This window comes from Microbacterium sp. UBA1097, assembly GCF_002313585.1.
Classification (GTDB): domain Bacteria; phylum Actinomycetota; class Actinomycetes; order Actinomycetales; family Microbacteriaceae; genus Microbacterium.
This window is the reverse complement of the sequence record NZ_DCBW01000005.1, coordinates 129,296-155,336: the sequence shown is the minus strand read 5'-3', so window position 1 is coordinate 155,336 and position 26,041 is coordinate 129,296. Positions and strand designations below refer to the sequence as shown.

Here is a 26,041-nt window from a genome sequence, read left to right as displayed (position 1 = left end):
CGGCACCACCGTCGACAGCATCGGCGTCGACACCGTTGACGCGTCGATCACCACCGTCCCGCTGCGCACCGGACTCACCCCGGCGGTGATCCTCGGTCCCTGGCTCACCGCTCTCATCGTCCTTGCTGCCGCCGGCGCTCTCACCGCGGCGGGGTTCTCCCACCGTGCCCGCACGCGTGCGGCCGCCGCAGATCGTTCGACTGATCCGGGGAGGCACCCATGAACACGCCACGGATGAGGCCTGCCGGAGGTCGACTGGCCTGGTCGCTGCGAACGCTGGCGACGGGCAGCGATCTCACCCTTCCTGGTGACCTGACGGCGGAGGAGTGTGGGTGCGCGCCCACGCCCGCGGAGAGCCGCGCATTCCGGGCCGGGGTGAGCCGGCGCACTCTGCTGACGGCGGGAACATTGAGCGCGGCAGCCGTCCTGGTCGCCGGCCCGCTGTTGCCGGCAGCGTTCGCGGCGACCTATCCGTCCTGGGAGGACGTGCAGGCCGCGAAAGCGAACGAGGCCACCAAAGCTGCCGAGGTGCAGCGGATCCAGGGCCTCATCCAAAGCCTGACCGGCGAGGTGGCGCGCACCCGCACCGCCGCCGAGCAGGCCGCCGGCGCGTTCTACACCGCCCAGCAGGAGTACTTCGACGCATCCATCCGCGCCGACACGTTGCAGTCCCAAGCCGACCTGGAAGCGCAGAACGCGACCGACGCGGCGAACAAGGCCGGCCGCATCGCCGCGCAGCTGTACCGCGACGGGGGCGACACCACCTCCCTCGAGCTGTTCCTCTCCGGGTCGGCCGCGACCGCGGACGATCTCCTGTCCCGGCTGGGCGTGATGGACAAGCTGCTGGAACGCAACCAGGCCGTCTACGCTGCGGCGCTCACCGCCCGCGATGCCGCGCAGAGCCTGACCGATCAGGCGGTGGTGGCCCGGGATGAGCGCGACCGGCTGCAGCAGGTCGCCGAGCAGAAGATGCTCGAGTCGCAGCAGGCCGCCGATGCTGCGCAGGCCGCGCTGGACGCGCAGACCCTCCACCTCGGCGAGCTGCAGGCCCAGCTCGCCGCCCTCGAGGACACCACCGCGAAGACCATCGCCGACTATCAGGCCGGGGTGGAGGCTGCCCGCATCGCCGAGGAGCAGCGGCGAGCGGCGGAGCGCGCCGAAGCGGAACGGCTCGCCGCCTCGGGAGGTGCTGGTGGGGGTGTGGTCAGCTCCGGGTGGGCACGGCCGACCTCCGGGCACCGCACCTCGGGGTTCGGGCCGCGCAGCTCCCAGTGTGGCAACGGGTACTGCTCGACCAGCTACCACTACGGCGTCGACCTCAGCGGCGGATGCGGCGCGGGGATCTACGCCGCCGCGGCCGGCACCGTCGTCTACGCCGGGTACAACGGCGGCTACGGCAACTACATCAAGATCGACCACGGCGGCGGGATCGGCACCGGATACGCCCACATCCGCCCCGGCGGCTTCTACGTCGGATACGGCCAACGCGTGAACGCCGGCGACCTGATCGGCAGCGAAGGCAACACCGGCAACGCGTTCGGCTGCAACCTGCACTTCGAGGCCTACGTGAACGGCTCCCCGGTCAACCCCATCCCCTTCCTCGCCGACCGCGGCGTGTCCATCTGATCCGAAACGAACCAGGACATCATGACTGACCAGACCACCCCACCCGGCGGCGGCGACCAGCCCCAGACGCCCCCCACGCGCCGCAGCCTCCGCCGCGCCGCAACCCCGCCAGTCACCAGCATCACCACCCGCCCCCCACGGCGCCCGCCCGCAGAAACGTCCGCCCGTGGTCGGGTAATCGCGCTGCGCCCAGTGCGCTCCCTGGCGGTCCTGACGGTGGTCACCGGCCTGATCGCCACCTTCGCCCTCCCCGCGTATGCCGCCTGGCAGCCGGCGGACCTCGAGATCCCGACACTGCAGCAAGTCGCGTCCGAGGACGCGCAATCCTTGATCGTCGCCTCCGACGCGACTGGGACGCAGCTCACACGGGAGAGCTACTCGGCCACCACCCAGGCGGAGATCGACCAGAAGAAGGCGGCAGAAGCAGCCGCAGAACGTGCCCGCGCCTCCGCACAAGTCGCCTCGGTGCCCTTCGACTACAGCATCGTGCCCCAAGGCAGTGGAGCCGTGCGGTGGCCGGTGGGCGGTCCGTTCACCGTGACCGACCGCTTCGGTGCTCGAGGCGGCGCGCATATGGGCACCGACATGGTCGCTGCCGGCGGAACCCCCGTCTACGCGTCCGTCGACGGCGTCGTGCGGATCTCGCAGGACAGCTACGGCGGATACGGGGTGACCGTGGTGGTGGAGTCCGTGCTGAACGGGCAACAGGTGAGCACGGTGTACCCGCACATGCAGACCGGAAGCCGGCAGGTCGCCGCCGGGCAGACCGTCACGGCCGGGCAGCTGGTCGGACTCGTCGGCAGCACGGGACGCTCCACCGCGAACCATCTGCACTTCGAGGTCTACCTCGACGGAACCGCCGTGGACTCGCTGGCCTGGCTGGAAGCGAACGCGGGCTGACCGATGTGCACGGATCTACCGCGCCACCCCGCTCGCGGGCACCCCCTGACCGCAACGACGAAGAGGACGACCCTGCCATGACCGGAACCGACGCGCTCTCCCTCGACGGCATCTCACTGCTGCTGGTGTGGACGGCGATCGCCACCTACCTGCTCGCGTTCATCGCGTACACCATCGACCTGGCCGGGCGCTCCGTCCCCGCCAGCGTCCCGCAGCGGGAGCCGGTCCTGGCCGGCGCTACCGCACGGGCGGGCCAGCAGACGGACAACGCCCAGAGTGGGTCGGTGGACAGTGTTCGCACGCCGCCCGCGCAGCGTCAACGGCTGCTGTGGGCGCGGATCGGGACGTCGCTGACGGTCCTCGCGTTCCTGTTCCACCTGGCCGGCACCATCCTGCGCGGCATCGCCGCGGAGCGGGTGCCGTGGGCGAACATGTACGAGTTCGCGCTGACCGGCACGGTCTTGATCGTGGCCGTCTACCTGCTGGTGCTGCGCCGCTACGACCTCCGCTTCCTCGGTGCGTTCCTGATCGGCATGGTGGTGCTGCTGCTGGGTGGCGCGACGGTCTCGTTCTACGTCGAGGTCGTTCCGCTGATGGATCCGCTCAAGAGCGTGTGGCTGGTCATCCACGTCTTCGTCGCGTCCCTGGCCACCGCCCTGTTCGCGATCGCCTGCGGCATCTCCATCACCCAGCTCCTGCAGGCCCGCCGGGAGCGCCGCACCCGAGCATCCTCGGACACTGCCCGCGCCGACGGTCTTGGGTTTCTGCGCACTCTGCCCGCCGCCGACGTGCTCGAGTCCCTCGCGTACCGGTTCGCGATCGTGGGGTTCGTGTTCTGGACGTTCACCCTGATCGCCGGCGCGATCTGGGCCAACGACTCCTGGGGTCGCTACTGGGGCTTCGATGTCAAGGAGGTGTGGACGTTCGTGATCTGGGTGCTCTACGCCGGCTACATCCACGCCCGCGCGACCCGCGGCTGGCGCGGCACCCGCTCCGCCTGGCTGTCCATCATCGGGTTCGTCGCGGTGCTGTTCAACTTCACGATCGTGAACATGTTCTTCCAGGGCCTCCACTCCTACTCCGGGCTCACATGACCCCGCACCCCTGCCCCGCCCTCTTGCCCGAGCCGAAAGCACGCACATGACCCCGATACTCTCGATTCCCGCCACCACGGGTGCGGATGCCACTGAACGCGGACAGCGGTCACTCCGACCGCGACAGGATTGACTCCTCGCGTCTTGCGGGTCGCAGGGCCTGCGATCCTCGGCGGGGTCGCACTCATCGCCTTGGTCGGGGCGTTGTGGTTCGGTGGGGGTGCTGCGCAGATCCCACTCGGCGACGCCGGCCCTGTTGTGCGCTGGGGGCTTCCGGTCACGAAACTGGTCGTGAATCTCGCCGCCGCGGGCATGGTCGGTGTGCTCGTGACCGCCTTGTTCACGCTGCGGGCCGGTGAGCGCGAGTTCGACGTCGCCCTCGATACCGCGTCGATCTCTGCAGCCCTGTTCACCGTGGCCGCGGGCGCGACCGGGTTCCTCACGCTTCTCAGCGTGTTCAACCCGGCCATCGACGCAGGCCCCCAGTTCGGTGCCCAGCTCGGCCGGTTCCTCGTCGAGCTCGAGGTCGGCAGGACATGGCTGATCACGACGGTCGCCGGCGCCGCCCTCACCGTCCTGACATTCGCCGTGCGGTCCTGGGTCGGGACGCTTCTGGTCGCCCTGGTGGCGGTGGCCTCGCTCGTGCCGATGGGCACGCAGGGGCACTCCGGCGATGACGCCTTCCACCACGAGGCGATGATGGCGCTCATCCTGCACATCATCGGCGCCGCGGTGTGGCTCGGCGGGCTCCTGCTGCTCATCGCCGTCCGTCCAGCCCTCGACCGTCGCCGCATCCCCGATCTCGTCGCCCGCTACTCGAGCATCGCTCTGGCCGCGTTCGTGCTCGTCGCCGTGTCCGGCACGGTGCGCGCCGCCATCGGCCTGCAGGAGTGGTCCGATCTGCTCTCGCCCTATGGCGCGATCTTGGGCATCAAGGTCGTCGCGCTCGTCGGCCTCGGCCTCTTCGGGGCGTGGTACCGCACCCGCCTGATCGGCAGGATGCGCAGCTCCGACGCGGCATCCCGCCCTTTCTGGATGCTCATCGCGTTCGAGCTGGCACTGATGGGTGTGGCCAGCGGCGCCGCCGCAGCGCTGGCCCGCACTCCGCCACCGAACCCGGCCCCGCTTCCCGAGATCCCCTCGCCGGCAGAACGCCTCACCGGTGCCCCGCTGCCCCCGGAGCTCACGATCGAACGGTGGGTCACCGCGTGGAACGTGGACATGTTGTGGGCGGTGCTCGCCGGGTTCGCGATCTTCTTCTATCTCGCCGGGGTGTGGCGGCTGCGCCGGCGCGGCGACGCGTGGCCTGTGTATCGCACGATCATGTGGGTCGCCGGCATGGTGCTGCTGGTCTGGGTCACCGGCGGCGTCGTCAACGTCTACCAGGACTACCTGTTCAGCATGCACATGGTGGGGCACATGCTGCTCACGATGGCGATCCCGGTGCTGCTGGTCGCCGGCGCCCCGGTGACCCTCGCCGCCCGGGCGATCCGCAAACGCGACGACGGCACCCGCGGCGGGCGGGAGTGGATCCTGTGGGCGGTGCATTCGCCCGTCGCCCGCATCCTGACGAACCCGTTCGTCGCGGCCGCCCTGTTCATCGGCTCACTGTGGGTGTTCTATTACACCGACCTGTTCCGCTGGTCGCTGTACGACCACCTCGGCCACCAGTGGATGATCGCGCACTTCCTCATCACCGGCTACCTGTTCGCGCTCTCCCTGATCGGCATCGACCCGGTGCCGTGGCGGCTTCCCTACGCCGGCAGGCTGCTGCTGCTCATCGGTGTGATGGCGATGCACGCGTTCTTCGGCATCGCCATCATGATGCAGTCGGGGCTGATGGTCGCCGACTGGTTCGGGTCGATGGGTCGCACCTGGGGTGTCACACCGCTCGAGGATCAGTACACCGGCGGCGGTATCGCGTGGTCGATCGGTGAGATCCCCACCCTGATCCTCGCGATCACGGTCGCGATTCAGTGGAGTCGCAGCGACGACCGCGAGACCAAGCGGCGAGACCGGCACGCCGACCGCACCGGCGAAGCCGAGCTCGAGGCCTACAACGCACGCCTCACCGAGCTCGCCGACCGCGATGCTCGCAGCCGCAGATAGGGCGCACTACGTGACGACGAAAGAGGAGCTCGCCGACCGCTACGGTCGGGGACCGCGGCCCATCCGCCGCCGCGTGTTCTGGGTCACCGTCGCGACGGCGGCAATCCTGTCTGTCGCCGGGCTTTCGTGGCTGACTGTCTCGAACTCGCTCGACGACGTCGGATTCGACGAGACCGGATACGAGCTGGTCGATGCGCGCACCGTGACCGTATCCTTCCAAGCCACGCCACCCGCTGGGACGTCGTTCGCATGCGCGGTGCAGGCATTGGATGAGGACTTCGGCATCGTCGGTTGGCGGGTCATCGAGTACCCCGCGTCCGAGGAGATCACACGAGCACTCGTGGAGACCATCCCGACCGTCGCGCAGGCAACGACCGGCACCGTGCAATCCTGCTGGGCCACATAGCCGCGCAAGGGAGGCCGTCGCCTGCGCCGGCTGAGTCTCTCAAGCGGTGGGCCTGTCTTCGTGGTCGATGCCGTGGTGCTCTTTGCCGCGCTCGAAGTTGAGCAGGCGGAGTGCGTTGCCGACGACGATCAGGGTGGAGCCTTCGTGGATGAGTACGACCGCGCCGATGTTCAGGCCGAGGAAGGTGGCGAGGATGAGGAACGCGACGATCGCGAGGCTGGCGATGAGGTTCTGCCGGATGATGCGGCTGGTGGCGCGGCTGAGCCGCACGGCGAACGGGACGCGGCCGAGGTCGTCGCTCATCAGCGCGATGTCGCAGGTTTCCAACGCGACGGTGGAGCCGGCGGCGCCCATCGCGATGCCGACGTCGGCGCGGGCCATCGCGGGGGCGTCGTTGACGCCGTCGCCGACCATCGCGATCGGTCGGTGGGTTTCGGCGAGGCGGGTGATCTGAGCGACTTTGTCCTCGGGGAGCAGTTCGCCGATCGCGGTGTCGACGCCGACTTCCCGGCCGACCGCGTCGGCGACGCGCTGGTTGTCGCCGGAGATCATCACGAGCTGCCCCACGTTCGCGCCCCGGAGCGCGCTGAGCACCTGGGCGGACTCCGCGCGGGACGCATCCATCACGCCGACGATGCCGAGGAACCGGTCGCCACGGCGGATGATCATCAGCGTCTGCCCGGAGTCCCGCGCCTGCGTGTACGCGTCGGAGAGCGTGCCGGTCAGCGCGAGTTGCTGCTCGTCGAACATGCGCAGGTTGCCGACGTCGACCCGCTCGCCGTCGATCGTCGCCGTGACGCCACGCCCGACGACCGCGTTCAGGTCTGTCGCGGTGAGGCGCTCGGCCTGGGGGACGCGGGGCTCGAGGTCGCGGACGATCGCCTCGGCCAGCGGGTGATCGCTGAGCGCTTCGACAGCGACCAGAGTGCGGATCAGCTCGGACTCGGGCACGTCGGCGGCGGGGGTGACGGACGTCACCCGGGGGGCACCCCAGGTCAGGGTGCCGGTCTTGTCGAACGCCATCGCCTTGACCCGCCCGAGCGTCTCGAGCGGGGCGCCGCCCTTGACGAGCACCCCGGCACGCGCAGCACGGGCGACCCCTGCCAGCACCGCGGCCGGGGTTGCGATCGCGAGCGCGCAGGGGCTGGCGGCGACGAGCACGGTCATGGCGAGGTAGAACGCGTCGGGGAACGGTTGCGCGAACGCGAGCCAGGAGATCAGGAGGGTGACGGCGACCCCGAGGATCACGGCGGGCACGTACCAACGCTGGAACCGGTCGATGAACTGCTGTGTGGGGGAGGCGGCCTGGTCGGCGGAGCGGACGAGCTTGACGACCTTGCTGAGCGTCGAGTCCGCGGAGGTCGCGGTGACCTCGACCTCGAGCACGCCGGACCCGTTCACGGTGCCGGCGAACACACGGTTGGCGGCGGGCAGGGTGTCGACGGTGCGCATCGCCCGCTCCGGGTCGGCCACCGGCTCCTTCTCCACCGGAATCGACTCCCCGGTGACCGCGGACTGATCCACCGCGGACACCCCGGAGATCACGAACCCGTCTGAGGGAATGCGGGAGTTCGGGCGGATGACGACGATGTCCCCGACGACGATCTCCTCCACCGGCACCTCCACCGGCTCGTCCCCGCCGCGGCGCACCAGGGCGCTGCGGGGAGCGAGCTCGGCCAGGGACTCGATGGACTTGCTGGCACGGCTGAGGGCGTATTCCTCGAGCGCGTGGCCGAGGCTGAACAGGAACAGCAGCACCGCCCCTTCCGCCCACCGGCCGATGAGGGCGGCGCCGATCGCGGCCACCAGCATGAGGAAGTCGACCTCGAACTTCCCTCGCATCGTCGAGGCGATCGCGGTGCGGAACGTGAAGAACCCACCGAAGAAGTAGGTGGCGAGGAAGAACACCAACGGCCACCCGACCATCGGCAGCCCCAACGCGAACTCGGCGATCATCCCGCCGGCGTAGGTCACGCCCGCGGCGATCGCGAACCACAGCTCCCACCGGGCCGAACCGTGGGAATGGTCGTGCGTCTCCGCAGCGGGCGCGGTAGTCGTCGGGGAAGAAGCAGTCATGCGACCAGGATACATCACAAGATCATGATATATTGTAGTTGTGAATGATTATCGTGATCGGAGGGCACAATGGTGAGCATGGCCGGTACTGAGACGCGTCGGGAAGCAGGCACCCTGTCCGTAGCGGATGCTGAGCGTCTCGCCGAGATCATGCAGGCACTGGCGTCACCTGTGCGGCTGCGCATTCTGAGCGCGCTGAGTGTTCAGCCGAGCACCGTGACCGACCTCAGCGAACAGCTGCACATCGGACAGACGACCACATCGAACCATTTGCGGCTGCTGCGGCATCTGAGCCTGGTCCTTGGCACGCGCGACGGCCGGCACATCCACTACTCGCTCTTCGACGACCACGTCTCCGAACTGCTCGAGGAGGCCATCGGGCACCTCGAGCATCTGCCCGGCGGAGGATGACGCCTGCCGGAGCTCCCCGATTGACGAGAGTATTCCCGTTCACGTCGGGGGGCGCTGCTGCGGCCGGGGAGAGCGCGTCGCTGCCGGTTCGGACACGCTGCATGGTGTGTAGCCGATCGCCGCGACGGCCATGAGCTCTTGTAAGAATCCGCCACTACTCGCGGAATCCTGAACCCGAAACCCCAGCCAACTACCGTGGAATCGCGGCATTCCTCGCCATCTCGAGCGGGAACCTACAGCCACTGACCAATCCGTGCGGTGCTGCCTGCTGTCGCTTCACCGCATTTGCCCGGCGATCTCCGTCCCCCAAGTCACTGAAGGTTTCTGGGTGAGTCCGTGAATCGAATCGCTTGCTCTACATACGGTAGGGGGGTATGGTACTTGCCATGAATGGTTACACGGCGAGCAAGGATGACCTTCTGAAGCGGCTGCGTCGCGTGGAGGGTCAGGTTCGTGGGATCGCGCGGATGGTCGAGGAGGACAAGTACTGCATCGACATCCTCACGCAGGTCTCGGCGGCCACGAAGGCCCTTGAGTCCGTCGCGCTGTCTTTGTTGGGTGACCATCTTTCGCACTGTGTTGCCGAAGCCAGCGCCGAGGGTGGTGCCGTTGCGGACGAGAAGATCCGCGAAGCCAACGAGGCGATCGCCCGTCTGGTCCGTTCCTGACCCACCTGCCCACTCACGACGAGGAGACGATGATGAACACCGAGAACCGCAACGACCTGGGCTTGAAGGACACCGGCGCTGGTTGCGCCTGCTGCGCGACCGCATCAACCCCCGAGACCGCGGATGCGGCCACGGCGGCCGTGACGGCTGACGTGCTGGTGACGGGGATGACCTGCTCGCACTGCGTGTCGAGCGTGACCGAGGAGTTGTCCGCGATCGACGGGGTCGAGGGTGTGTCGGTGGACCTGAACGCGGGCGGCGCGTCGCGGGTGACGATCCGCAGCTCGACGGCGATCCCTGCTGCTGCCGTGGAGGCGGCGGTGGAGGAGGCTGGCTACGCCGTGGCCGGCAGCCCGTCATGAGCATGGTCGATGTCGAGCTCGACATCGCCGGGATGACCTGCGCGTCGTGTGCGACGCGGATCGAGCGGAAGCTCAACAAGCTGCCGGGTGTGGAAGCGACCGTCAACTACGCCACCGAGAAGGCTCGCGTGCGCGGTGAGGACGTCGATTCGGCCACATTGATCGCGGCGATCGAATCCGCCGGCTACCAAGCGGCGCTTCCTGCGCCGACGGTCGTCGAGGCTGCGGGTGAACCCGGTGCGCCGGTGGACCGCGATCTGGTTTCGCTGCGGCAGCGTCTGCTGATCAGCGCCGCTTTGTCGGTGCCGGTCGCGGTGCTGTCGATGATTCCCGCGCTGCAGTTCGAGTTCTGGCAGTGGCTGGCGCTCACCCTCACCGCCCCGGTGGCGGTGTGGGGCGCGTGGCCGTTTCACCGTGCTGCGGCGGTTAACGCCCGTCACGGTGCCGCCACGATGGACACGCTCATTAGCGTCGGGGTGATTGCCGCGTTCGGCTGGTCGCTGTATGCCCTGTTCTTTGGTGGCGCCGGTATGCCCGGGATGACGATGACGTTTACTCTCATCGGCACCCCGCGGGCGGGCGGGCATGAGATCTACCTCGAGGTCGCCGCGTTGGTGACGGTGTTCATCCTCGCGGGCCGGTACGCCGAGGCCCGCGCCCGCAAGTCGTCCTCTGAGGCGCTGCGCGCTTTGCTGGAGCTGGGAGCGAAAGACGCCGTCAAGCTCGTCGATGGTGTGGAACAGCGAGTCCCGGTCAGCCAGCTGATGGTGGGGGATGCCGTTCTGGTGCGGCCGGGGGAGAAGATCCCCTCCGATGGACTCGTCGTCGACGGGTCCTCGGCGATCGACGCGAGCATGCTCACCGGCGAATCCGCCCCGGTTGAGGTCGGTGCGGGTTCCCGTGTGGTGGGTGCGACGGTCAACGTCGGCGGCCGGCTCACGGTGGAGATCACCCGTGTCGGCGCGGACACCGAACTGTCGCGGATGCGGCGGCTGATGGAGGAGGCGCAGACCGGCAAAGCCCGCGTGCAGCGTCTCGCGGACCGGGTGTCCGGGATCTTCGTGCCCATCGTGATCCTGCTCGCCATCGCGGCGTTCGTCGGCTGGCTGCTGGTCGGGGGATCGCTGGAGTTGGCGTTCACCGCCGCGGTCGCGACGCTCATCATCGCGTGCCCGTGCGCGCTCGGGCTCGCCACCCCCACCGCGCTGCTTGTGGGCACCGGCCGTGGTTCTCAGATGGGAATCCTCATCCGGGGACCGCAGGTACTGGAGCAAACCCGCACGGTCGACACGATCGTGCTGGACAAGACCGGCACCGTCACCACCGGCACCATGGCCGTCACAGCCGTCCACCCCGCACCCGGAGTCACCCGGGAGCAGCTGCTGGCCGCGGCCGCGGCGGTGGAGTTCGGGTCGGAGCATCCCGTTGCTCGCGCGATCGTCGCCGAAAGCGTCCCCGTCCCGCCGGCGGAGACGTTCGATTCCCACGCCGGATTCGGGGTGCAGGGCATCGTCGCAGGCTCTCTCGTCGTCGCCGGCCGTCCGTCCTGGCTGCAGGAACAGTGGAGCATTCACCCCACCGCGCAGCTGCAGCACGACGCCGACGAGCTGCAAACCGCGGGAGCGACCGTCGTCGCCATCGGTCGTGACGGCACCCACCTGGGCATCATCGCGGTCGCCGACACAGTCAAACCCACCAGCGCGGAGGCGGTCGCCCGGTTCCGGGCGTTGGGTATGACACCGGTGCTGCTCACCGGCGACAACGATGGCGCTGCACGGGAGATCGCTCGACAGGTCGGCATCGACCAGGTGCACGCCGGGGTAACCCCGGCCGGGAAGCTCGACGTGGTCCGCCAGCTACAGGGCGACGGGCGTGTGGTGGCGATGGTCGGTGACGGGGTCAACGACGCCGCTGCTCTCGCTGCCGCTGACCTCGGTCTCGCGATGGGCGGGGGAACGGATGCCGCGATCGCTGCGAGCGATATCACCGTGGTCTCGGGTGACCTGCTGGTCGTCGCTGACGCGATCCGGTTGGCACGCCGCACCCTGGGGACGATCAAGGGCAACCTGTTTTGGGCGTTCGCGTACAACGTCGCCGCGATCCCGGTCGCGATGGCCGGGTTGCTGAACCCGCTGGTTGCCGCGGCCGCGATGGCCTTGTCCTCGGTGTTCGTCGTCACGAACAGTCTGCGCCTGCGCGGGTTCCGCACCATCCCGGCGAGCTCGACGACCGCTACCCCTGAACCGGCCCGCGTTTCCGCCCGGGTCTGACCTGCATCTGCTGGATGTGAACAGTGGAAGGACGCTCATCATGAGCCAGCACGATCACCACGCACACCACCACCCCACGGCTACCGGCGCCGGCGGTGATGACACTGCGCAGGAGCTGCGCGAGACCGTCGCCGAATCCGACACCGTCGACAACCCGCACGCACACCACACCACGCAGAACAGCCCTGATGAGGGACACGGCGGCGCGCACGCGGGGATGCAGCACGGTGCTCATGGTGGGCATGCCGGGCACGGCGCGGACCATGTCGCACGGTTCCGTCGATTGTTCTGGATCAACCTGATCCTCGCCGTCCCGGTGGTGGCGTTCTCGGGCATGTTCTCGATGCTGCTCGGCTATTCCCTCCCCGACGCAGCGTTGGTGGGGTGGATCTCCCCGGTTCTCGGCACCGTCATGTATGTGTGGGGTGGTGCCCCGTTCCTGACCGGCGCGGTCAGCGAACTGCGTGCCCGTAAGCCCGGCATGATGCTGCTGATCGGGCTGGCGATCACCGTCGCGTTCGTCGCGTCATGGGGGGCGAGTCTCGGGCTGCTGGATCACGAGCTGGACTTCTGGTGGGAGCTGGCGCTGCTGATCGTCATCATGCTCCTTGGGCACTGGATCGAGATGCGGTCGCTCGCGCAGACCACCTCGGCACTGGACTCCCTCGCCGCGCTCCTCCCCGACGAGGCGGAGAAGGTCGACGGGGACACCACTGTCACCGTCGCGCCCGCGGATCTGCAGGTCGGTGACGTTGTAGTGGTCCGCCCTGGTGGGCGGGTTCCGGCTGACGGTCGGGTGGTGCAGGGTTCGGCGAGCATGGACGAGTCGATGATCACCGGCGAATCCAAGCCGGTCCGCCGGAGCGATGGGGACGCGGTCGTGGCCGGCACCGTCGCCACCGACTCCGGAATCCGTGTCGAGATCAGTGCGGTGGGGGAGGACACTGCCCTCGCCGGCATCCAACGCCTGGTTACCGAGGCGCAGAACTCGTCCTCGAAAGCGCAGCGTCTCGCCGACCGTGCCGCCGGGTGGCTGTTCTGGTTCGCGCTGATCGCCGCGGCCATCACCGCGGTCGTGTGGACGGTAGTCGGGCTCCCCGATGACGCGGTGATTCGCACTATCACGGTTCTGGTGATCGCCTGCCCGCACGCCCTGGGTCTGGCGATCCCGCTGGTGGTGTCCATCGCCACCGAGCGCGCTGCCCGGGGCGGGGTGTTGATCAAGGACCGTCTGGCGTTGGAGAGTATGCGCACCGTGAACACGGTGTTGTTCGACAAGACCGGCACTCTCACCAAGGGCGCTCCCGCCGTCACCGCGGTGGAACCGGTCGACGGGATGGATGCGGACCGGCTGATGGCTCTCGCGGCCGCTGCGGAGTCTGATTCCGAGCATCCGCTGGCCCGTGCCATCGTCACCGCCGCGCGGGAGAAGGACCTGTCCGTGCCCAGGTCGACGGACTTCGAGTCCTCACCCGCGGTCGGTGTCCGCGCGACCGTCGACGGCCAGGTGGTGCAGGTGGGCGGACCGTACCTGCTCGAGCAGACCGGTGGCCAGGAGCTGCCGATCGCGGACGCCTGGCGGGAGGAGGGTGCGATCATCCTGCACGTCCTCGTTGATGGGAAGGTCGCCGGCGCGCTCCGATTGGCCGATGAGATCCGTCCCGAGTCCCGGCAGGCGATCGACGCACTGCACGCCCGAAACGTGCAGGTCGTGATGATCACCGGCGACGCCGAGGCCGTCGCCGCGTCCGTGGCCGCTGAACTTGGCATCGACCGGTTCTTCGCGGGTGTGCGGCCGGAGGACAAGGCGTCCAAGGTGAAGCAGCTGCAGGATGAGGGCCGGAAGGTCGCGATGGTCGGCGACGGTGTGAATGACGCGCCCGCTCTCGCGCAGGCGGATGTCGGTATCGCCATCGGTGCCGGCACGGACGTGGCGATCGCGTCGGCCGGCGTCATCCTCGCGAGCGATGACCCCCGCTCGGTGCTGTCGGTGATCGAGCTGTCCCGCGCGAGCTACCGGAAGATGAAGCAGAACTTGTGGTGGGCTGCCGGGTACAACCTCATTTCGGTGCCGCTGGCCGCCGGCATCCTCGCCCCGATCGGGTTCGTGCTGCCGATGTCGGTGGGCGCGATCCTCATGTCGCTGTCCACGATCGTCGTCGCTCTCAACGCTCAGCTGCTGCGCCGGTTGGATCTCAGCCCCGACGCGGTCATCCGTCGCTGACCGGTCTGACGTAGCGTGTAAGGGAGGGAGGTGACATGTCGCTGATCGCACTGACGGACCGGGTCCACACCGGCCGCTCCATGGCTCGCACCCTCCTGCTGCTCGTCGCAGTCACCGGCGCGATCATCGTGGGCCTGCTGGCCATGCATTCCCTCAACACCCACACCGCCACCGACACCAGTCATCAGACCACCGCCACCGCTTCTGCCACGACAGATTGGATAGCAGCGTGCCTCCCCAGAGCTTGGCCAGGTCGAGCCATGTGCCTTCCCGCGCCACGAGCGCGGCGATCGGCAGCAGGAAGTTCTCGGTGAACAGCTCGCTGTGGGCGAGCAGGAGCGCGATCAGACCGATGCTGAATCCGAGGCCCGCGAGAAGCTGATCACCCGTCTGGTACAGGATGCCGAGGTAGACCAGCACCCCGATGCCGACTTCGACACCGCCCAGAAAGCCCGTGACCAGAGTCGCGCGAAGCGTACGGTGGAGCCGCTCGGCACCCTCGCCGACGACCTCTTCAAACTCGATCTCGATCTCTTCCTCGACGGCCTCGTCATTGGGGCCGTCCTGGCGCCGCTGCTCTGCCCGTGCTTCGCGCGAATCGCTCATCGTGCCATCCTCGCAGCCGGGAGCGCCATCGGGGCGGCTACGTCGAAAACCCCAGCTCCCAGCCCCTTCCCAGAAACAGGAACTGCGATTCCGGTATCGTCGCGCGTAACCAAGGGGAGTACTCCACCACGGTCGGCTCGTCATTACGGACGCTCTCGCGTCCCGGGTCACCGGTTCTCAGCAACGGGGATGGAGAAGACCTTGGCGTAGATCTGATCATCAACGCCAAGGCAGGAGTCCCTTGTGAACGTCACCCTGACGCTCTGGCTCATCACGATCGCGGTCACGATCGCGTTCTTCGTGTACGAGTTCTACGCGCACGTCCGCAAGCCCCACGAGCCGACCCTGGGCGAATCCGCCCGATGGTCGGCCTTCTACATCGGCCTCGCGCTGCTGTTCGGCGTCGGAATCGGGCTCGTCTCGGGGTGGGACTTCGGCGGCGAGTACTTCGCCGGCTACCTCACCGAGAAGGCTCTGTCAGTCGATAACCTGTTCGTCTTCCTCATCGTCATGACGGGGTTTGCGGTGCCGAAGATCTACCAGCAGAAAGTGCTGATGATCGGCATCGTCATCGCGCTCATCATGCGCGGGATCTTCATCGCGGTGGGCGCCGCGCTCATCGAGAACTTCTCGTGGATCTTCTGGGTCTTCGGCGCGCTGCTCCTGTACCTGGCCTACCGCCAAGCGTTCACCCACGGTGAGTCCGACCCAGCCAATGGCCGGTTCATGCGCTTCATGCGACGCATCCTGCCCGTGAGCAACGAGTACAACGGCGACAGGCTGACGGTGAAGAAAGACGGACGCCGCTTCGTCACCCCGATGCTGCTCGTCATCATCGCCATCGGGTTCATCGACCTCATCTTCGCCGTCGACTCGATTCCCGCGATCTATGGGCTCACGCAAGAGGCCTACATCGTCTTCACCGCGAACGCCTTTGCCCTGATGGGTCTGCGTCAGCTCTACTTCCTCATCGGAGGTCTCCTGGAACGCCTCGTTTACCTCGCGCAGGGACTCGCGGTCATCCTCGCCTTTATCGGGGTCAAGCTCCTCATCCACGCCCTGCACAAGAACGAGTTGCCGTTCCTGAACGGCGGCGAGCCGATCACGGTGATCCCCGAGATCCCGATCTGGGTCTCGCTCCTGTTCATCGCGGGCACGATCGCTGTGGCCACGGTCGCGAGCCTCGCGAAGACCCGCAAGGACCGTCGCGCCAGCGCTATCGCCGAGAAGGCGGACGATGCGGATGCCGCAGCCGACGCGATCTCCGAGGCGCGCAGCGACGCCCGGGACCGCTCGTGAACGCATCCGGCACCGACGCGCTCGGCGATAGACCCGGCGCCCGGGTGACCCTGGGCGGCAAGAACAGGACCGCGCGCGACGGGGTGACCCGCTGATGGCCGACCTGTGGTGGAACATCGCCCTGGTCGTGGTGTTCGTGCTCATCGGCGGCGTGTTCGCCGCGACCGAGATGGCGCTTGTAACTCTGCGCGAGAGCCAGCTCAACGCGATCGCCGCACGCGGGCGCCGCGGCGCGAAGGTCGCCGCGCTCGCACGGAACCCGAACACGTTCCTCTCCGCGGTCCAGATCGGCGTGACGGTCGCCGGCTTCGCCTCGGCCGCGTATGGCGCGGCATCCATCGCCCCCTCGGTGACGCCGCTGCTTACCCGTCTTGGTCTTGCGGAGCCGGTCGCGGCGACCATGGCGACGATCGGGCTGACGCTGGTGATCGCATACCTCTCGCTCGTGCTCGGGGAACTCGTTCCCAAGCGCCTCGCGATCCAGCGCAACGCACAGTTCGCCTATGCCGTCGCTCCCGTGCTCGACGGGTTCGCGGTGCTGATGCGACCGGTCATCTGGCTGCTGTCGGTGTCGACGAACGCGCTGGTGCGGCTTCTCGGCGGCGACCCGAACAAGACAGCCGACGAGCTCAGCGATGAGGAGATCCGTGACATCGTCACGTCCCATCAAGGCCTGCCCGAGGATGAGCGCCGCATCCTGGATGACGTGCTGTCGTTACGTGGCCGGCAGGTGAGTGAGGTCATGCGGCCGCGACCCGAGGTCGTGGCTCTGGATGACGGCATCACGGTGGCTGAGGCCGTGGAGCGCATCCGCGACCTGCCCTACTCCCGCTACCCCGTCGCCGACACCTCCATCGACGACATCGTCGGCTTCGTGCACGTGCGCGACCTGTTCGATGCCGCCAGCGACGACGCCGGTAAGCCCGTTGCGCGTCTCGTGCGCGACATCCCGTACGTACCCGCTACCGCTCGAGTCCTGCCGACACTCACGAGCCTGCGTGCCCGCGGGCACCACATCGCGGTCGTCGTCGACGAGTACGGCGGAACCGACGGCATCGTGACTTTGGAAGACCTTGTCGAAGAGGTCGTGGGTGAGATCTTCGACGAGTACGACACCGCCGAGACCGTGGTGGTCGGAAGCGACACGATCGACGGCCGGTTGAACCTTCAGGAGTTCGAGGAGCGCACCGGAATCGAGTTGCCTCGCGGAAGCTCAGACACGATCGCCGGATATGTCATCGAGCAGCTCGGCCGCCTCGCCGTCGTCGGCGACACCGTCGACATCCCTGGCGCGACACTGCAGGTCACGTCGCTGGATCGACGCAGGATTGCGACGGTCCGACTTCTTGCCCGCGCCGAGGATGAAGCTGGGCAAGTGCGTTGACGACGGATGCGTGATGCGTGATGCTTGATGCATGCGGACGACCCTCACGATCGACGACGACGTTCTCGCCGCGGCGAAGCAGTTCGCCGACGCCCGGGGAATCACGCTCGGAGAGGCGGTTTCGCAGCTCGCTCGCGCCACTTTGACCGAACGCCGGCGCTTCGACAAGCGCAACGGCATCGTTCTGCTGCCGACCACGCCTGCGGCGGGTCGCGCGACCCTTGACGATGTCAACGCACTGCGAGATGACAACCAGTGACGCGCCATCTGCTGGACGTCAACGCGATCATCGCTCTGATCGACCCGTTGCACGTCCATCACGAACGCGCGCACGCCTGGTTCGCCGCGCGAGTGGTGCGGGACGGCGACGGCGCGTGGCACACGTGCCCGATCGTGCAGAACGGCGTCGTGCGGGTGGTCAGTCACCCGAAGTATCCGAACACTCAGCCGGTTCCTGTCGTGCTCGCGAGCCTCGCGAGCCTGACCGCGCGAGAGGACCACGTCTTTCTCGCTGATTCGGTGAGCCTGCTCGACACGTCGATTCACACCGAGCGACTGCTCGCCAGCTCACAGGTAACGGATACCTACCTGCTGCACCTCGCTGCGTCCCACGACGCGCTGCTGGCCACCTTCGACACCCGCCTCGTGACGGCCGCGGTTCCGGGCGGCAAGGCAGTGCTGTGCCCGATACCCTGACTCCCGTCGCCCGCATCGTCGCGTCGGCACTGTCTTGAGAGGTTCGCCCATGTCGTCATCCGCCCCCACCCTTGTTCTGGTCCATGGCGCCTGGGGAGGCGGCTGGGTCTGGCGGCGCGTGCTGGCGCCGCTGCGGGATGCCGGGTTCGAGGTCCACACCGTGACCCTGACCGGCGACGGCGAGCGGGCACACCTGCGCCGACCCGACATCGACCTGCACACGCACATCGCCGATGTCATCGGCCTGGTCGAGATGGAAGAGCTCGAGAACGTCGTGCTGGTCGGGCACAGCTACGGCGGCATGGTCATCACGGGCGCCGCCGTCGAACTCCAGCAGCGGCATCCGGGCGTGCTCTCGGGCCTGGTCTACGTCGACGCGATGTTCCCGCGCCCCGGAGACGGGTGGGGTGTTGCCCATTCGCCCGAGGTCGCCTCGGCGCGGCTGGCGGCAGCTGCAGAGAACGACAACTCGCTCCCGGCGCCCAACGCCGAATCAGGCTTCGACCTCACTCCCGAGGATGCAGCGTGGCTGAACCGCCGGCACGTGCCGCATCCGTTCGGGATGTACCGGCAGCCGCTCGACTACGACGCAGCCTTGCTCGAGGCGGTCCCACGCCTGTTCATTGACTGCACGGATCCCGCCTATCCGACGATCGAGCCGGTGCGGCGCCTCGTGCGCGAAGAGCCCGGATGGCAGGTCGTCGAGATCGCGACGGGGCACTTCCCGATGGTCACGACGCCGACCGAACTGATCGCCCACGTGCGCGGGTTCGCCGAGTCCTTGCGCTCTTGAGCGGCAGTCGCTGCCCTCCTGAGCGGGAGCCGCGGTGGCGGAGCACAATAGGACCATGACCGACTCACTGCCGAGCCTCGACACCCCGTGGACGCGACTTGACGCGGCATCCGTCGCTGACCTGCTCGCCGACACCGAGGCGCGCTGGTGGCTCTCGGGCGGGAGCGCCTATGACCAGTGGCGCGGCGAACCCCTGCGGGAGCGCGACCGCACCACGATCAGCACGGTGTACACCCAGCTCGATGACATCGTCGGCTCGCTCCCCGACGGGATGAGCTGCTGGGCGCGGATCGGCGACGAGCTCGTCCGGTGGTCCGACCTGCCCGATGGTGCCGACATTCCGTCGGCCTGGATCTTCGACGCGGCGATGGATGCCTGGGTCCTGCAGATCAACCTCGAAGACGGAACCGCCGACCGCTGGGTCTACCGGCGCGATCCTCGCCTACAGCTCCCGTGGGAGAAGGCAGTCCTCGACATCGATGACATCCCCACCGGCGCGCCCGAGGTGCAGCTGGTCTGGAAGGCACTGCGGCCCTACCCCGACGACGAAGCCGACAAGGACGTCATCCTTCCCGCGCTTCCCGAAGAGGCGCGGACCTGGTGGGAGAAGGCGATCCTGTCGATTCACCCACATTCGACGTGGTCGATCCACGTCCGCAGCCCGTTCGCACCCGCCAAAGCGAGCTGGAACCGCACCCGGCGCAGCTGAAACAAAGGGGCTTGTTTTCGGTCGCGCCTAAGTGTGGGTCTGCGCCGGGTGAGCCCGCATCAAGGCGCGACTGAACGGAGGGCCGGGCTAGATCTCGGTGCCGGGCTCGACGACCGCGCCGTGGACGAGCCGTCGGAACCAGCGCTGTGCCGGTGTGAGGCTCGACTCGCGCCGTGTGAAGATCGCTACCGGGGTGCTCTGGCCCGGCCAGGGCAGGTCCGCGATGCGGAGCGCCGGGAACCAGCCGCAGAACACTTCAGCAACGTGACGGGGCAAGAACGTCACCAGATCGGTGTCTTGCAGCACCGCCGGGAGCGTGCCGTACTCCTCGACAGTCAGCGCGACCTGCGGCATGAGTCCGTGCTCGAGCAGCAGCTGCAGCGGGTAGGTGTGGCCGCCGCGGGATGACACGCGCACGAACCCGCGTCCGTTGAACATCTCAGGCCCCGGTGGGGGTAACGGATGCCGTCGCGAGGTGAGCGCCACGTACTCCACAGCGCGCACCGGCGTGCGCCAGAGGCGCGCGGCATCCATGAGTGCGACGGTGATGGCGAGGTCGAGGTGTCCCCGCACGAGCTCTTCCTCCACCTCGTCGGCATCCAACCGCTTCACCGCGAGGCGCGCGGTCGATCGCTCGCGCGCGAGGGCCGCCATGATCGGCGGCAGGAACGTCTGCTCACCGATCGAGGTCAGCCCGAGGGAGAGCTCTCCGGTGAATGCCGACGGATCAAAGGATGCCGTCTCGCTCACCGTCGACTCGATCTGCGCGAGTGCTTCGTGCAGCGGGCCGAACAGCTGGGTCGCGCGGGTCGTGGGCACCATGACGTGCCCCTCGCGCCGGAACAGATCGTCGCCGAAGCGCTCTCTCAGACGCGCGAGCGTGTAGCTCACCGTGGGCTGCGTGACATGCAGGAACTCCGCGGTCGCCGTGAGGCTGCGCAGTTCGTAGAGCACGACAAAGGTGCGCAGTTGGTTCAGATCCGGGATGGCCATGCATCGACTCCGTCTATGGAGAGGGACTCCGGAATCTATTGGACCATACCGAAGCCCCGACTTACTCTCGAAACAAGCACCCCTCGCGACAGCGCCAGTGACAGCGCCAATCCAGTGACAAGGACGACACTCGGTGATCATCGACATCCACGGCCACTACACCACCGCACCGGCCCAGCTCGGAGCGTGGCGTGACCTGCAGATTGCCTTCGCGAACGGCCAGGGCGAAGCCCCCGATCCCGCCGCGTTGCACATCAGCGACGACGACATCCGCGAAACCATAGAAGCCAACCAGCTGAAGCTCATGAATGAGCGTGGCTCCGACCTCACGGTCTTCAGCCCGCGGGCATCCTTCATGGCCCACCACATCGGCGACCTTCAGGTCAGCCAGACCTGGGCGCGCATCTGCAACGACCTCGTCGCGCGGGTGAGCGGGCTCTTCCCCGACCGCTTCATCATGGGCGCGATGCTCCCCCAATCGCCAGGCGAAGATCCGGCGACGTCGGTGCCCGAGCTCGTGCGTGCGGTCGAAGAACTCGGCGCGGTCGAGATCAACCTCAACCCCGACCCGTCCGGTGGCCTGTGGACTGCACCCGCGCTCACCGACCGCTCCTGGTACCCCGTCTACGAGAAGCTCGTCGAGTACGAGATCCCCGCGATGATCCATGTGAGCACCTCGTGCAAGTCGCAGTTCCACACCACCGGCGATCACTACCTCGGCGCCGACACGACTGCCTTCATGCAGCTGCTCAAGGGGGATCTGTTCCGCGACTTCCCCGACCTGAAGTTCGTCATCCCGCACGGCGGCGGCGCCGTCCCCTACCACTGGGGCCGGTTCCGGGGACTCGCGATGGCCCTCGGCAAGCCCGAGCTCGAAGAGCACCTGCTGAACAACGTGTTCTTCGACACCTGCGTATACCACCAGCCGGGCATCAACCTGCTCACTGAGGTCATCCCGACCGAGAACATCCTGTTCGCAAGCGAAATGATCGGGGCCGTGCGCGACATCGACCCGCGCACCGGCCACTACTTCGACGACACCAAGCGCTACGTCGACGCAACCCCGAACCTGACGGATGCCGAACGCGAGCTCGTCTTCGAGGGCAACGCCCGCCGGGTCTACCCGCGGCTGGATCGCGCACTTGCGGCGCAGGGGAAGTGAGAGGACCATCATGCGACTGAACAACCTCGGCATCGTCCGCACGAAGATCGAGCGGCCCGACCCCGCCGATGTCGCGCGCCTGTCACAGTTCGGTGTCGCGACGATCCATGAGGCGATGGGCCGCGTCGGACTGCTTCGCCCCTACATCCGTCCCGCCTACACCGGGGCGAAGCTGTGCGGACCGGCAGTGACAGTGCTGCTGCAGCCCGGTGACAACTGGATGTTCCATGTTGCTGCCGAGCAGGTGCAGGAGGGTGACGTGATCGTCGCGGGCTGCACGACCGAGAGTGAAGACGGCTTCTTCGGCGAGCTCCTGGCCACCTCCCTCACCGCTCGGGGGTGCAAGGGCCTGGTCATCGACGGCGGCGTTCGCGACGTTGCCGACCTCGAGAAGATGAACTTCCCGGTCTTCTCGCGCGCGATCAACTCCAAGGGAACTGTCAAGGCGACCCTCGGCTCGGTCAACGTCGATGTCGTCGTCGCGAACGCCCTGGTCCACCCCGGCGATGTCGTTGTCGCGGATGTCGACGGTGTCGTGGTCGTGCCTCGCGAGCTCGTCGGCGCAGTGGCCGATGCCAGCCAGAAGCGCGAAGACAACGAAGAGTCCAAGCGCCAGAAGTTCCGCGAGGGCGTGCTGGGCCTGGATATCTACGGCATGCGTGAGCCGCTTGCCGCCGCCGGCCTCGAGTACGTGGAGGACTGACGATGGCCCACGGAGACACGAGCGGCGGGTTCGAGAAGACCCCCGGATGGCTGGACTGGTACGACGGTCCCTCGACGCCGACATTCCGGGTGCCCGAGGGCGCGGTCGACGCGCACTGCCACGTGTTCGGACCCGGAGAGCAGTTCCCGTACGCCCCGGAGCGCAAGTACACACCGTGCGACGCCTCAGCCGACCAGCTCTTCGCGCTGCGTGATCAGCTCGGATTCGACCGGAACGTCATCGTGCAGGCCACCTGCCACGGCGCCGACAACCGCGCTCTCGTCGACGCGCTGCGCCGCAGCGAAGGCCGCGCTCGCGGGGTGGCCACGGTGCGCCGCGATGTGACGGATGCCGACCTCGCCGACCTGCACACTGCCGGTGTGCGCGGGGTGCGCTTCAACTTCGTCAAGCGACTGGTCGACCGTGTGCCGACCGATTCGCTGCAGGAGATCGTCGCGAAGATCGCGCCGCTGGGATGGCACGTCGTCATCTACTTCGAGGCCGAGGACCTACCAGACCTCTACGAGTTCTTCTCGAGCATTCCCACCGACGTCGTCGTCGACCACATGGGCCGGCCCGACGTCAGCAAGGATCCCGACGGTCCCGAGTTCGACCTCTTCCTGCGCTTCATGCGGGAGAACCCGAACGTGTGGACCAAGGTGTCGTGCCCGGAGCGGCTGAGCATCACCGGCCCCCGAGCTCTCGACGGTGAACAGCACGCCTACACCGATGTCGTGCCGTTTGCCCGACGCGTGGTCGAGGAATTCCCCGACCGCGTGCTGTGGGGAACAGATTGGCCCCACCCCAACCTCAAGGACCACATGCCCGATGATGGCTTGCTGGTCGATTACATCCCCCAGATCGCCACGACCGCCCAGCTGCAGCAGAAGCTGCTGGTCGACAACCCGCGGCGACTCTACTGGCCAGAAGGAGACTGACCATGGCACTCGACAAGCCCTACAAGAACGTTCCCGGCACGATCATTTTCGACGCCGAGCAAGCCCGCAAGGGCTACCAGATCAACCAGCTCTGCATGTCGTTCATGAAGCCGGAGAACCGCGAACGGTACCTCGCCGACCGTGAGGCCTACCTCGACGAATGGCAGCTGACACCCAAGGCGCGGCAGGCGATCCTCGACCTCGACCTCAACGCCGCGATGGAAGAGGGTGGCAACATCTACTTCCTCGCCAAGCTCGGAGCCACCCACGGTCTGAGCTTCCAGCAGATGGCCGGTTCCATGACCGGCATGAGCGAGGCCGCCTACCGCGACATGATGATCTCGGGCGGCCGCCGCCCCGAGGGCAACCGCATGAAGGACCTCGATGGCTGGACGCCGCCGCAGCCCGGCGAGAAGGCCGAGACGATGCGGCCGGATGCTCCCGCCAAGCTCACCTCGGCCCTGTACACCTCTCACGTGCCGGCAATCGGCGCGGCGATGGACCTCGGCAAGACCGAAGAGCCGTACTGGAAGAAGGTCTTCGACGGCTACACCTGGACCCGCAAGTGGGCCAAGGAGAACACGCCAGACGTCGTCATCCTGGTCTACAACGACCACGCCACGGCTTTCGACTCCTCGCTGATCCCGACGTTCGTGCTCGGTACGGGCGCTGAGTACCCCGTCGCCGACGAGGGCTACGGCCCCCGCCCGGTGCCCGACGTCAAGGGTTACCCGGAGTTCGCTGCCCACCTGGCACAGTCGGTCATCCAGGATGACTTCGACCTGACCCTCGTGAACGAGATGGTCGTCGACCACGGACTCACCGTGCCGCTCTCGCTCGTGTACGGCCAGGTCGAGGAATGGCCGGTCAAGGTCATCCCGCTCGCGGTCAACGTCGTGCAGTACCCGGTACCGTCGGGTCGCCGCTGCTACGAGCTCGGCAAGGCACTGCGCCGCGCCATCGACAAGTGGGACGGCCCCGAGCTGAACGTGCAGATCTGGGGCACCGGCGGCATGAGCCACCAGCTCCAGGGCCCGCGCGCCGGGCTCATCAACCAGGAATGGGACAACGCGTTCCTCGACATGCTGATCTCCGACCCGCTGGGCCTGACCGAATGGCCGCACATCGACTACGTCGACGAGGCCGGTTCGGAAGGCATCGAGCTGGTCATGTGGCTCATCGCCCGCGGCGCGATGGACGACCAGTTCGGTGGCGGCGCTCCCGAGGTGAACCACCGGTTCTACCACGTACCCGCCTCGAACACGGCTGTCGGTCACCTCGTCATCACCAACCCCGTCGCAGCCCCCACGGCCGACGCCGAGGTCGAAGAAGAGAAGGTTCCCGTCGGCGCAACGGCCTGACAGGCTGACCATAGACCCGCTCCGTGGGGATCGATCGCGCGATCCCCACGGAGCGCACCACGTTCGAAGGAGGACACCGAATGAGCAGTGACAAGGTCCGAATCGCCGTTGTCGGCGCGGCAGGCGCCTTCGGCATGAAGCACCTCGACGGCCTGGCCAACATCCCCGACGCAGAGGTGACGGTCGTCAGCGGCACCAAGCCCGAGGCCACGCAGGCCGTCGCCGAAAGGTACGGGGTTGCGAACGCCGTCGTCGGTTACGACGCCGTCCTCGAGCGCGATGACGTGGATGCCGTCATCCTCGCCACCCCCACCGGGATGCACGCGTCGCAGACGCAGGCAGCGCTCGCCGCAGGTAAGCACGTGCAGGTCGAGATTCCGCTGGCCGATTCACTTGCGGATGCCGAAGCCACCCTCGCCGCCGCCGAGGCATCCGATCGCGTCACCATGGTGGGACACACCCGCCGGTTCAATCCGTCGCACCAGTGGATCCACCAGCGCATCCAGAGCGACCAGTTCCACATCCAGCAGATGGATGTGCAGACCTACTTCTTCCGTCGCACCAACACGAACGCGAAGGGCGAGCCGCGGTCGTGGACCGACCACCTGCTGTGGCACCACGCCGCCCACACCGTCGACCTGTTCGCCTACCAGGCGGGGCGCATCGTCCAGGCCAATGCGATTCAGGGTCCCATCCACCCGGAGCTCGGGATCGCGATGGACATGTCGATCCAGCTCAAAGCTGAGACCGGCGCGATCTGCACCCTCTCGCTCTCGTTCAACAACGAGGGACCGTTCGGCACGTTCTTCCGCTACATCGGCGACACCGGCACCTACATCGCCCGCTACGACGACCTCGTGAACGGCAAGGAAGAGCCGATCGACGTGTCGCAGGTCGCGGTCAGCATGAACGGCATCGAACTGCAGGACCGCGAGTTCGTGGCCGCGATCCGCGAGGGACGCGAACCCAACTCGTCAGTGCGGCAGGTCTTCGACTGCTACCGCGTTCTCGGGATGCTGGAGGAGCAGCTCGCATGAACCTGCCCCGGTACGGGCTCGGATGCATGTCACTCAGTCACGCGTACGGGGTGGCGCCGCAGCCCGAGGAGGGCCTGCGGTTGTTGCAGACCGCGCTCGATGAAGGCGTCACGTTCTTCGACACCGCGACCCTGTACGGGGGCGGCCGCAACGAAGAACTCGTCGGCAAGGCCATTGCGGGCCGACGGGACGAGATCATCCTTGCCAGCAAGGG

25 protein-coding genes and 1 pseudogene are annotated in these 26,041 nt (G+C 67.6%); 23 read left to right on the top strand and 3 right to left on the bottom strand.

What is annotated here, in order from left to right; genetic code table 11:
- The 6 genes and pseudogenes from B4F19_RS01145 to B4F19_RS01120 all read left to right on the top strand — a co-directional run.
- Positions 1–223, top strand: a pseudogene (locus tag B4F19_RS01145) (apolipoprotein N-acyltransferase); the annotation flags it as partial.
- Positions 220–1,626: a M23 family metallopeptidase gene (locus tag B4F19_RS01140; RefSeq protein ID WP_048809230.1), complete on the top strand. Its 1,407-nt coding sequence runs from the start codon at positions 220–222 to the stop codon at positions 1,624–1,626. The pseudogene B4F19_RS01145 and the gene B4F19_RS01140, both read left to right, overlap by 4 nt.
- Positions 1,627–1,647: 21 nt before the next feature.
- Entirely contained in the window at positions 1,648–2,526 is an 879-nt protein-coding gene (locus B4F19_RS01135) for a M23 family metallopeptidase (protein WP_236966997.1), read from the top strand.
- A 77-nt stretch (positions 2,527–2,603) separates the two neighbouring features.
- Complete coding sequence (gene ccsB, locus B4F19_RS01130) at positions 2,604–3,620, top strand: c-type cytochrome biogenesis protein CcsB (protein WP_045246027.1); 1,017 nt, start codon at positions 2,604–2,606, stop codon at positions 3,618–3,620.
- Between the two features lie 129 nt (positions 3,621–3,749).
- The gene (locus B4F19_RS01125; RefSeq protein ID WP_045246025.1) at positions 3,750–5,729 is read left to right on the top strand and encodes a cytochrome c oxidase assembly protein; all 1,980 of its coding nucleotides are present in this window, start codon (positions 3,750–3,752) and stop codon (positions 5,727–5,729) included.
- A gap of 10 nt (positions 5,730–5,739) precedes the next feature.
- Positions 5,740–6,135 carry a DUF4307 domain-containing protein gene (locus B4F19_RS01120; RefSeq protein WP_045246023.1) on the top strand — a complete coding sequence of 132 codons (396 nt, stop codon included), beginning with the start codon at positions 5,740–5,742 and terminating at the stop codon, positions 6,133–6,135.
- 39 nt (positions 6,136–6,174) lie between these two features.
- Here B4F19_RS01120 and B4F19_RS01115 read toward each other — a convergent pair whose 3' ends face one another.
- Positions 6,175–8,211 (bottom strand): heavy metal translocating P-type ATPase, encoded by a 2,037-nt coding sequence (locus B4F19_RS01115; RefSeq protein ID WP_292732329.1) that lies wholly within the window; start codon positions 8,209–8,211, stop codon positions 6,175–6,177.
- A 78-nt stretch (positions 8,212–8,289) separates the two neighbouring features.
- On the opposite strand from B4F19_RS01115, the gene B4F19_RS01110 reads away from it, so the two are divergent.
- The 5 genes from B4F19_RS01110 to B4F19_RS01090 all read left to right on the top strand — a co-directional run bounded on the left by B4F19_RS01110 (position 8,290) and on the right by B4F19_RS01090 (position 14,146).
- On the top strand, positions 8,290–8,622 hold the full coding sequence (locus B4F19_RS01110) for an ArsR/SmtB family transcription factor (protein ID WP_045246029.1): 333 nt from the start codon (positions 8,290–8,292) through the stop codon (positions 8,620–8,622).
- 386 nt (positions 8,623–9,008) lie between these two features.
- Positions 9,009–9,290 carry a metal-sensitive transcriptional regulator gene (locus B4F19_RS01105; protein ID WP_228179440.1) on the top strand — a complete coding sequence of 94 codons (282 nt, stop codon included), beginning with the start codon at positions 9,009–9,011 and terminating at the stop codon, positions 9,288–9,290.
- 32 nt (positions 9,291–9,322) lie between these two features.
- Positions 9,323–9,652, top strand: coding sequence for a heavy-metal-associated domain-containing protein (locus tag B4F19_RS01100; protein ID WP_228179439.1), 330 nt, complete (start codon positions 9,323–9,325; stop codon positions 9,650–9,652).
- Positions 9,649–11,922 carry a heavy metal translocating P-type ATPase gene (locus B4F19_RS01095; protein WP_292732327.1) on the top strand — a complete coding sequence of 758 codons (2,274 nt, stop codon included), beginning with the start codon at positions 9,649–9,651 and terminating at the stop codon, positions 11,920–11,922. The genes B4F19_RS01100 and B4F19_RS01095 overlap by 4 nt, the downstream gene beginning before the upstream one ends.
- Positions 11,923–11,962: 40 nt before the next feature.
- Positions 11,963–14,146, top strand: a complete 2,184-nt coding sequence (locus tag B4F19_RS01090) for a heavy metal translocating P-type ATPase (protein ID WP_374198036.1) — start codon at positions 11,963–11,965, stop codon at positions 14,144–14,146.
- Positions 14,147–14,299: 153 nt separating this feature from the next.
- On the opposite strand, the gene B4F19_RS01085 is transcribed toward B4F19_RS01090, so the two are convergent.
- Positions 14,300–14,752 (bottom strand): formate/nitrite transporter family protein, encoded by a 453-nt coding sequence (locus B4F19_RS01085; protein ID WP_292732325.1) that lies wholly within the window; start codon positions 14,750–14,752, stop codon positions 14,300–14,302.
- Positions 14,753–14,995: 243 nt separating this feature from the next.
- Here B4F19_RS01085 and B4F19_RS01080 point away from each other — a divergent pair, with 243 nt between their 5' ends.
- The 6 genes from B4F19_RS01080 to B4F19_RS01055 all read left to right on the top strand — a co-directional run bounded on the left by B4F19_RS01080 (position 14,996) and on the right by B4F19_RS01055 (position 19,633).
- Positions 14,996–16,051: a TerC family protein gene (locus B4F19_RS01080; RefSeq protein WP_292732323.1), complete on the top strand. Its 1,056-nt coding sequence runs from the start codon at positions 14,996–14,998 to the stop codon at positions 16,049–16,051.
- Positions 16,052–16,145: 94 nt separating this feature from the next.
- A complete protein-coding gene (locus B4F19_RS01075) occupies positions 16,146–17,435 on the top strand; it encodes a hemolysin family protein (RefSeq protein ID WP_228179417.1) in 1,290 nt (429 codons plus the stop codon).
- 31 nt (positions 17,436–17,466) lie between these two features.
- Positions 17,467–17,694, top strand: a complete 228-nt coding sequence (locus B4F19_RS01070; RefSeq protein WP_228179416.1) for a hypothetical protein — start codon at positions 17,467–17,469, stop codon at positions 17,692–17,694.
- Positions 17,691–18,131: a TA system VapC family ribonuclease toxin gene (locus B4F19_RS01065; RefSeq protein ID WP_228179415.1), complete on the top strand. Its 441-nt coding sequence runs from the start codon at positions 17,691–17,693 to the stop codon at positions 18,129–18,131. The genes B4F19_RS01070 and B4F19_RS01065 overlap by 4 nt, the downstream gene beginning before the upstream one ends.
- Positions 18,132–18,180: 49 nt before the next feature.
- A complete protein-coding gene (locus B4F19_RS01060; protein ID WP_228179414.1) occupies positions 18,181–18,924 on the top strand; it encodes an alpha/beta fold hydrolase in 744 nt (247 codons plus the stop codon).
- A gap of 55 nt (positions 18,925–18,979) precedes the next feature.
- Positions 18,980–19,633, top strand: a complete 654-nt coding sequence (locus B4F19_RS01055) for a hypothetical protein (protein WP_292732320.1) — start codon at positions 18,980–18,982, stop codon at positions 19,631–19,633.
- Between the two features lie 87 nt (positions 19,634–19,720).
- Here B4F19_RS01055 and B4F19_RS01050 read toward each other — a convergent pair whose 3' ends face one another.
- On the bottom strand, positions 19,721–20,626 hold the full coding sequence (locus B4F19_RS01050; RefSeq protein WP_292732318.1) for a LysR family transcriptional regulator: 906 nt from the start codon (positions 20,624–20,626) through the stop codon (positions 19,721–19,723).
- Positions 20,627–20,759: 133 nt separating this feature from the next.
- Here B4F19_RS01050 and B4F19_RS01045 point away from each other — a divergent pair, with 133 nt between their 5' ends.
- The 6 genes from B4F19_RS01045 to B4F19_RS01020 form a co-directional block, all read left to right on the top strand.
- A complete protein-coding gene (locus tag B4F19_RS01045; RefSeq protein ID WP_228179411.1) occupies positions 20,760–21,788 on the top strand; it encodes an amidohydrolase family protein in 1,029 nt (342 codons plus the stop codon).
- 10 nt (positions 21,789–21,798) lie between these two features.
- Positions 21,799–22,491 (top strand): 4-carboxy-4-hydroxy-2-oxoadipate aldolase/oxaloacetate decarboxylase, encoded by a 693-nt coding sequence (ligK, locus tag B4F19_RS01040; RefSeq protein WP_228179410.1) that lies wholly within the window; start codon positions 21,799–21,801, stop codon positions 22,489–22,491.
- 2 nt (positions 22,492–22,493) lie between these two features.
- On the top strand, positions 22,494–23,429 hold the full coding sequence (locus tag B4F19_RS01035; RefSeq protein ID WP_292732315.1) for an amidohydrolase family protein: 936 nt from the start codon (positions 22,494–22,496) through the stop codon (positions 23,427–23,429).
- Positions 23,430–23,431: 2 nt separating this feature from the next.
- On the top strand, positions 23,432–24,790 hold the full coding sequence (locus tag B4F19_RS01030) for a protocatechuate 4,5-dioxygenase subunit alpha/beta (RefSeq protein ID WP_228179408.1): 1,359 nt from the start codon (positions 23,432–23,434) through the stop codon (positions 24,788–24,790).
- Positions 24,791–24,870: 80 nt separating this feature from the next.
- The gene (locus B4F19_RS01025) at positions 24,871–25,827 is read left to right on the top strand and encodes a Gfo/Idh/MocA family oxidoreductase (protein WP_292732313.1); all 957 of its coding nucleotides are present in this window, start codon (positions 24,871–24,873) and stop codon (positions 25,825–25,827) included.
- A partial coding sequence (locus B4F19_RS01020) for an aldo/keto reductase (RefSeq protein WP_292732311.1) occupies positions 25,824–26,041 on the top strand: 218 nt, incomplete at its 3' end. The genes B4F19_RS01025 and B4F19_RS01020, both read left to right, overlap by 4 nt.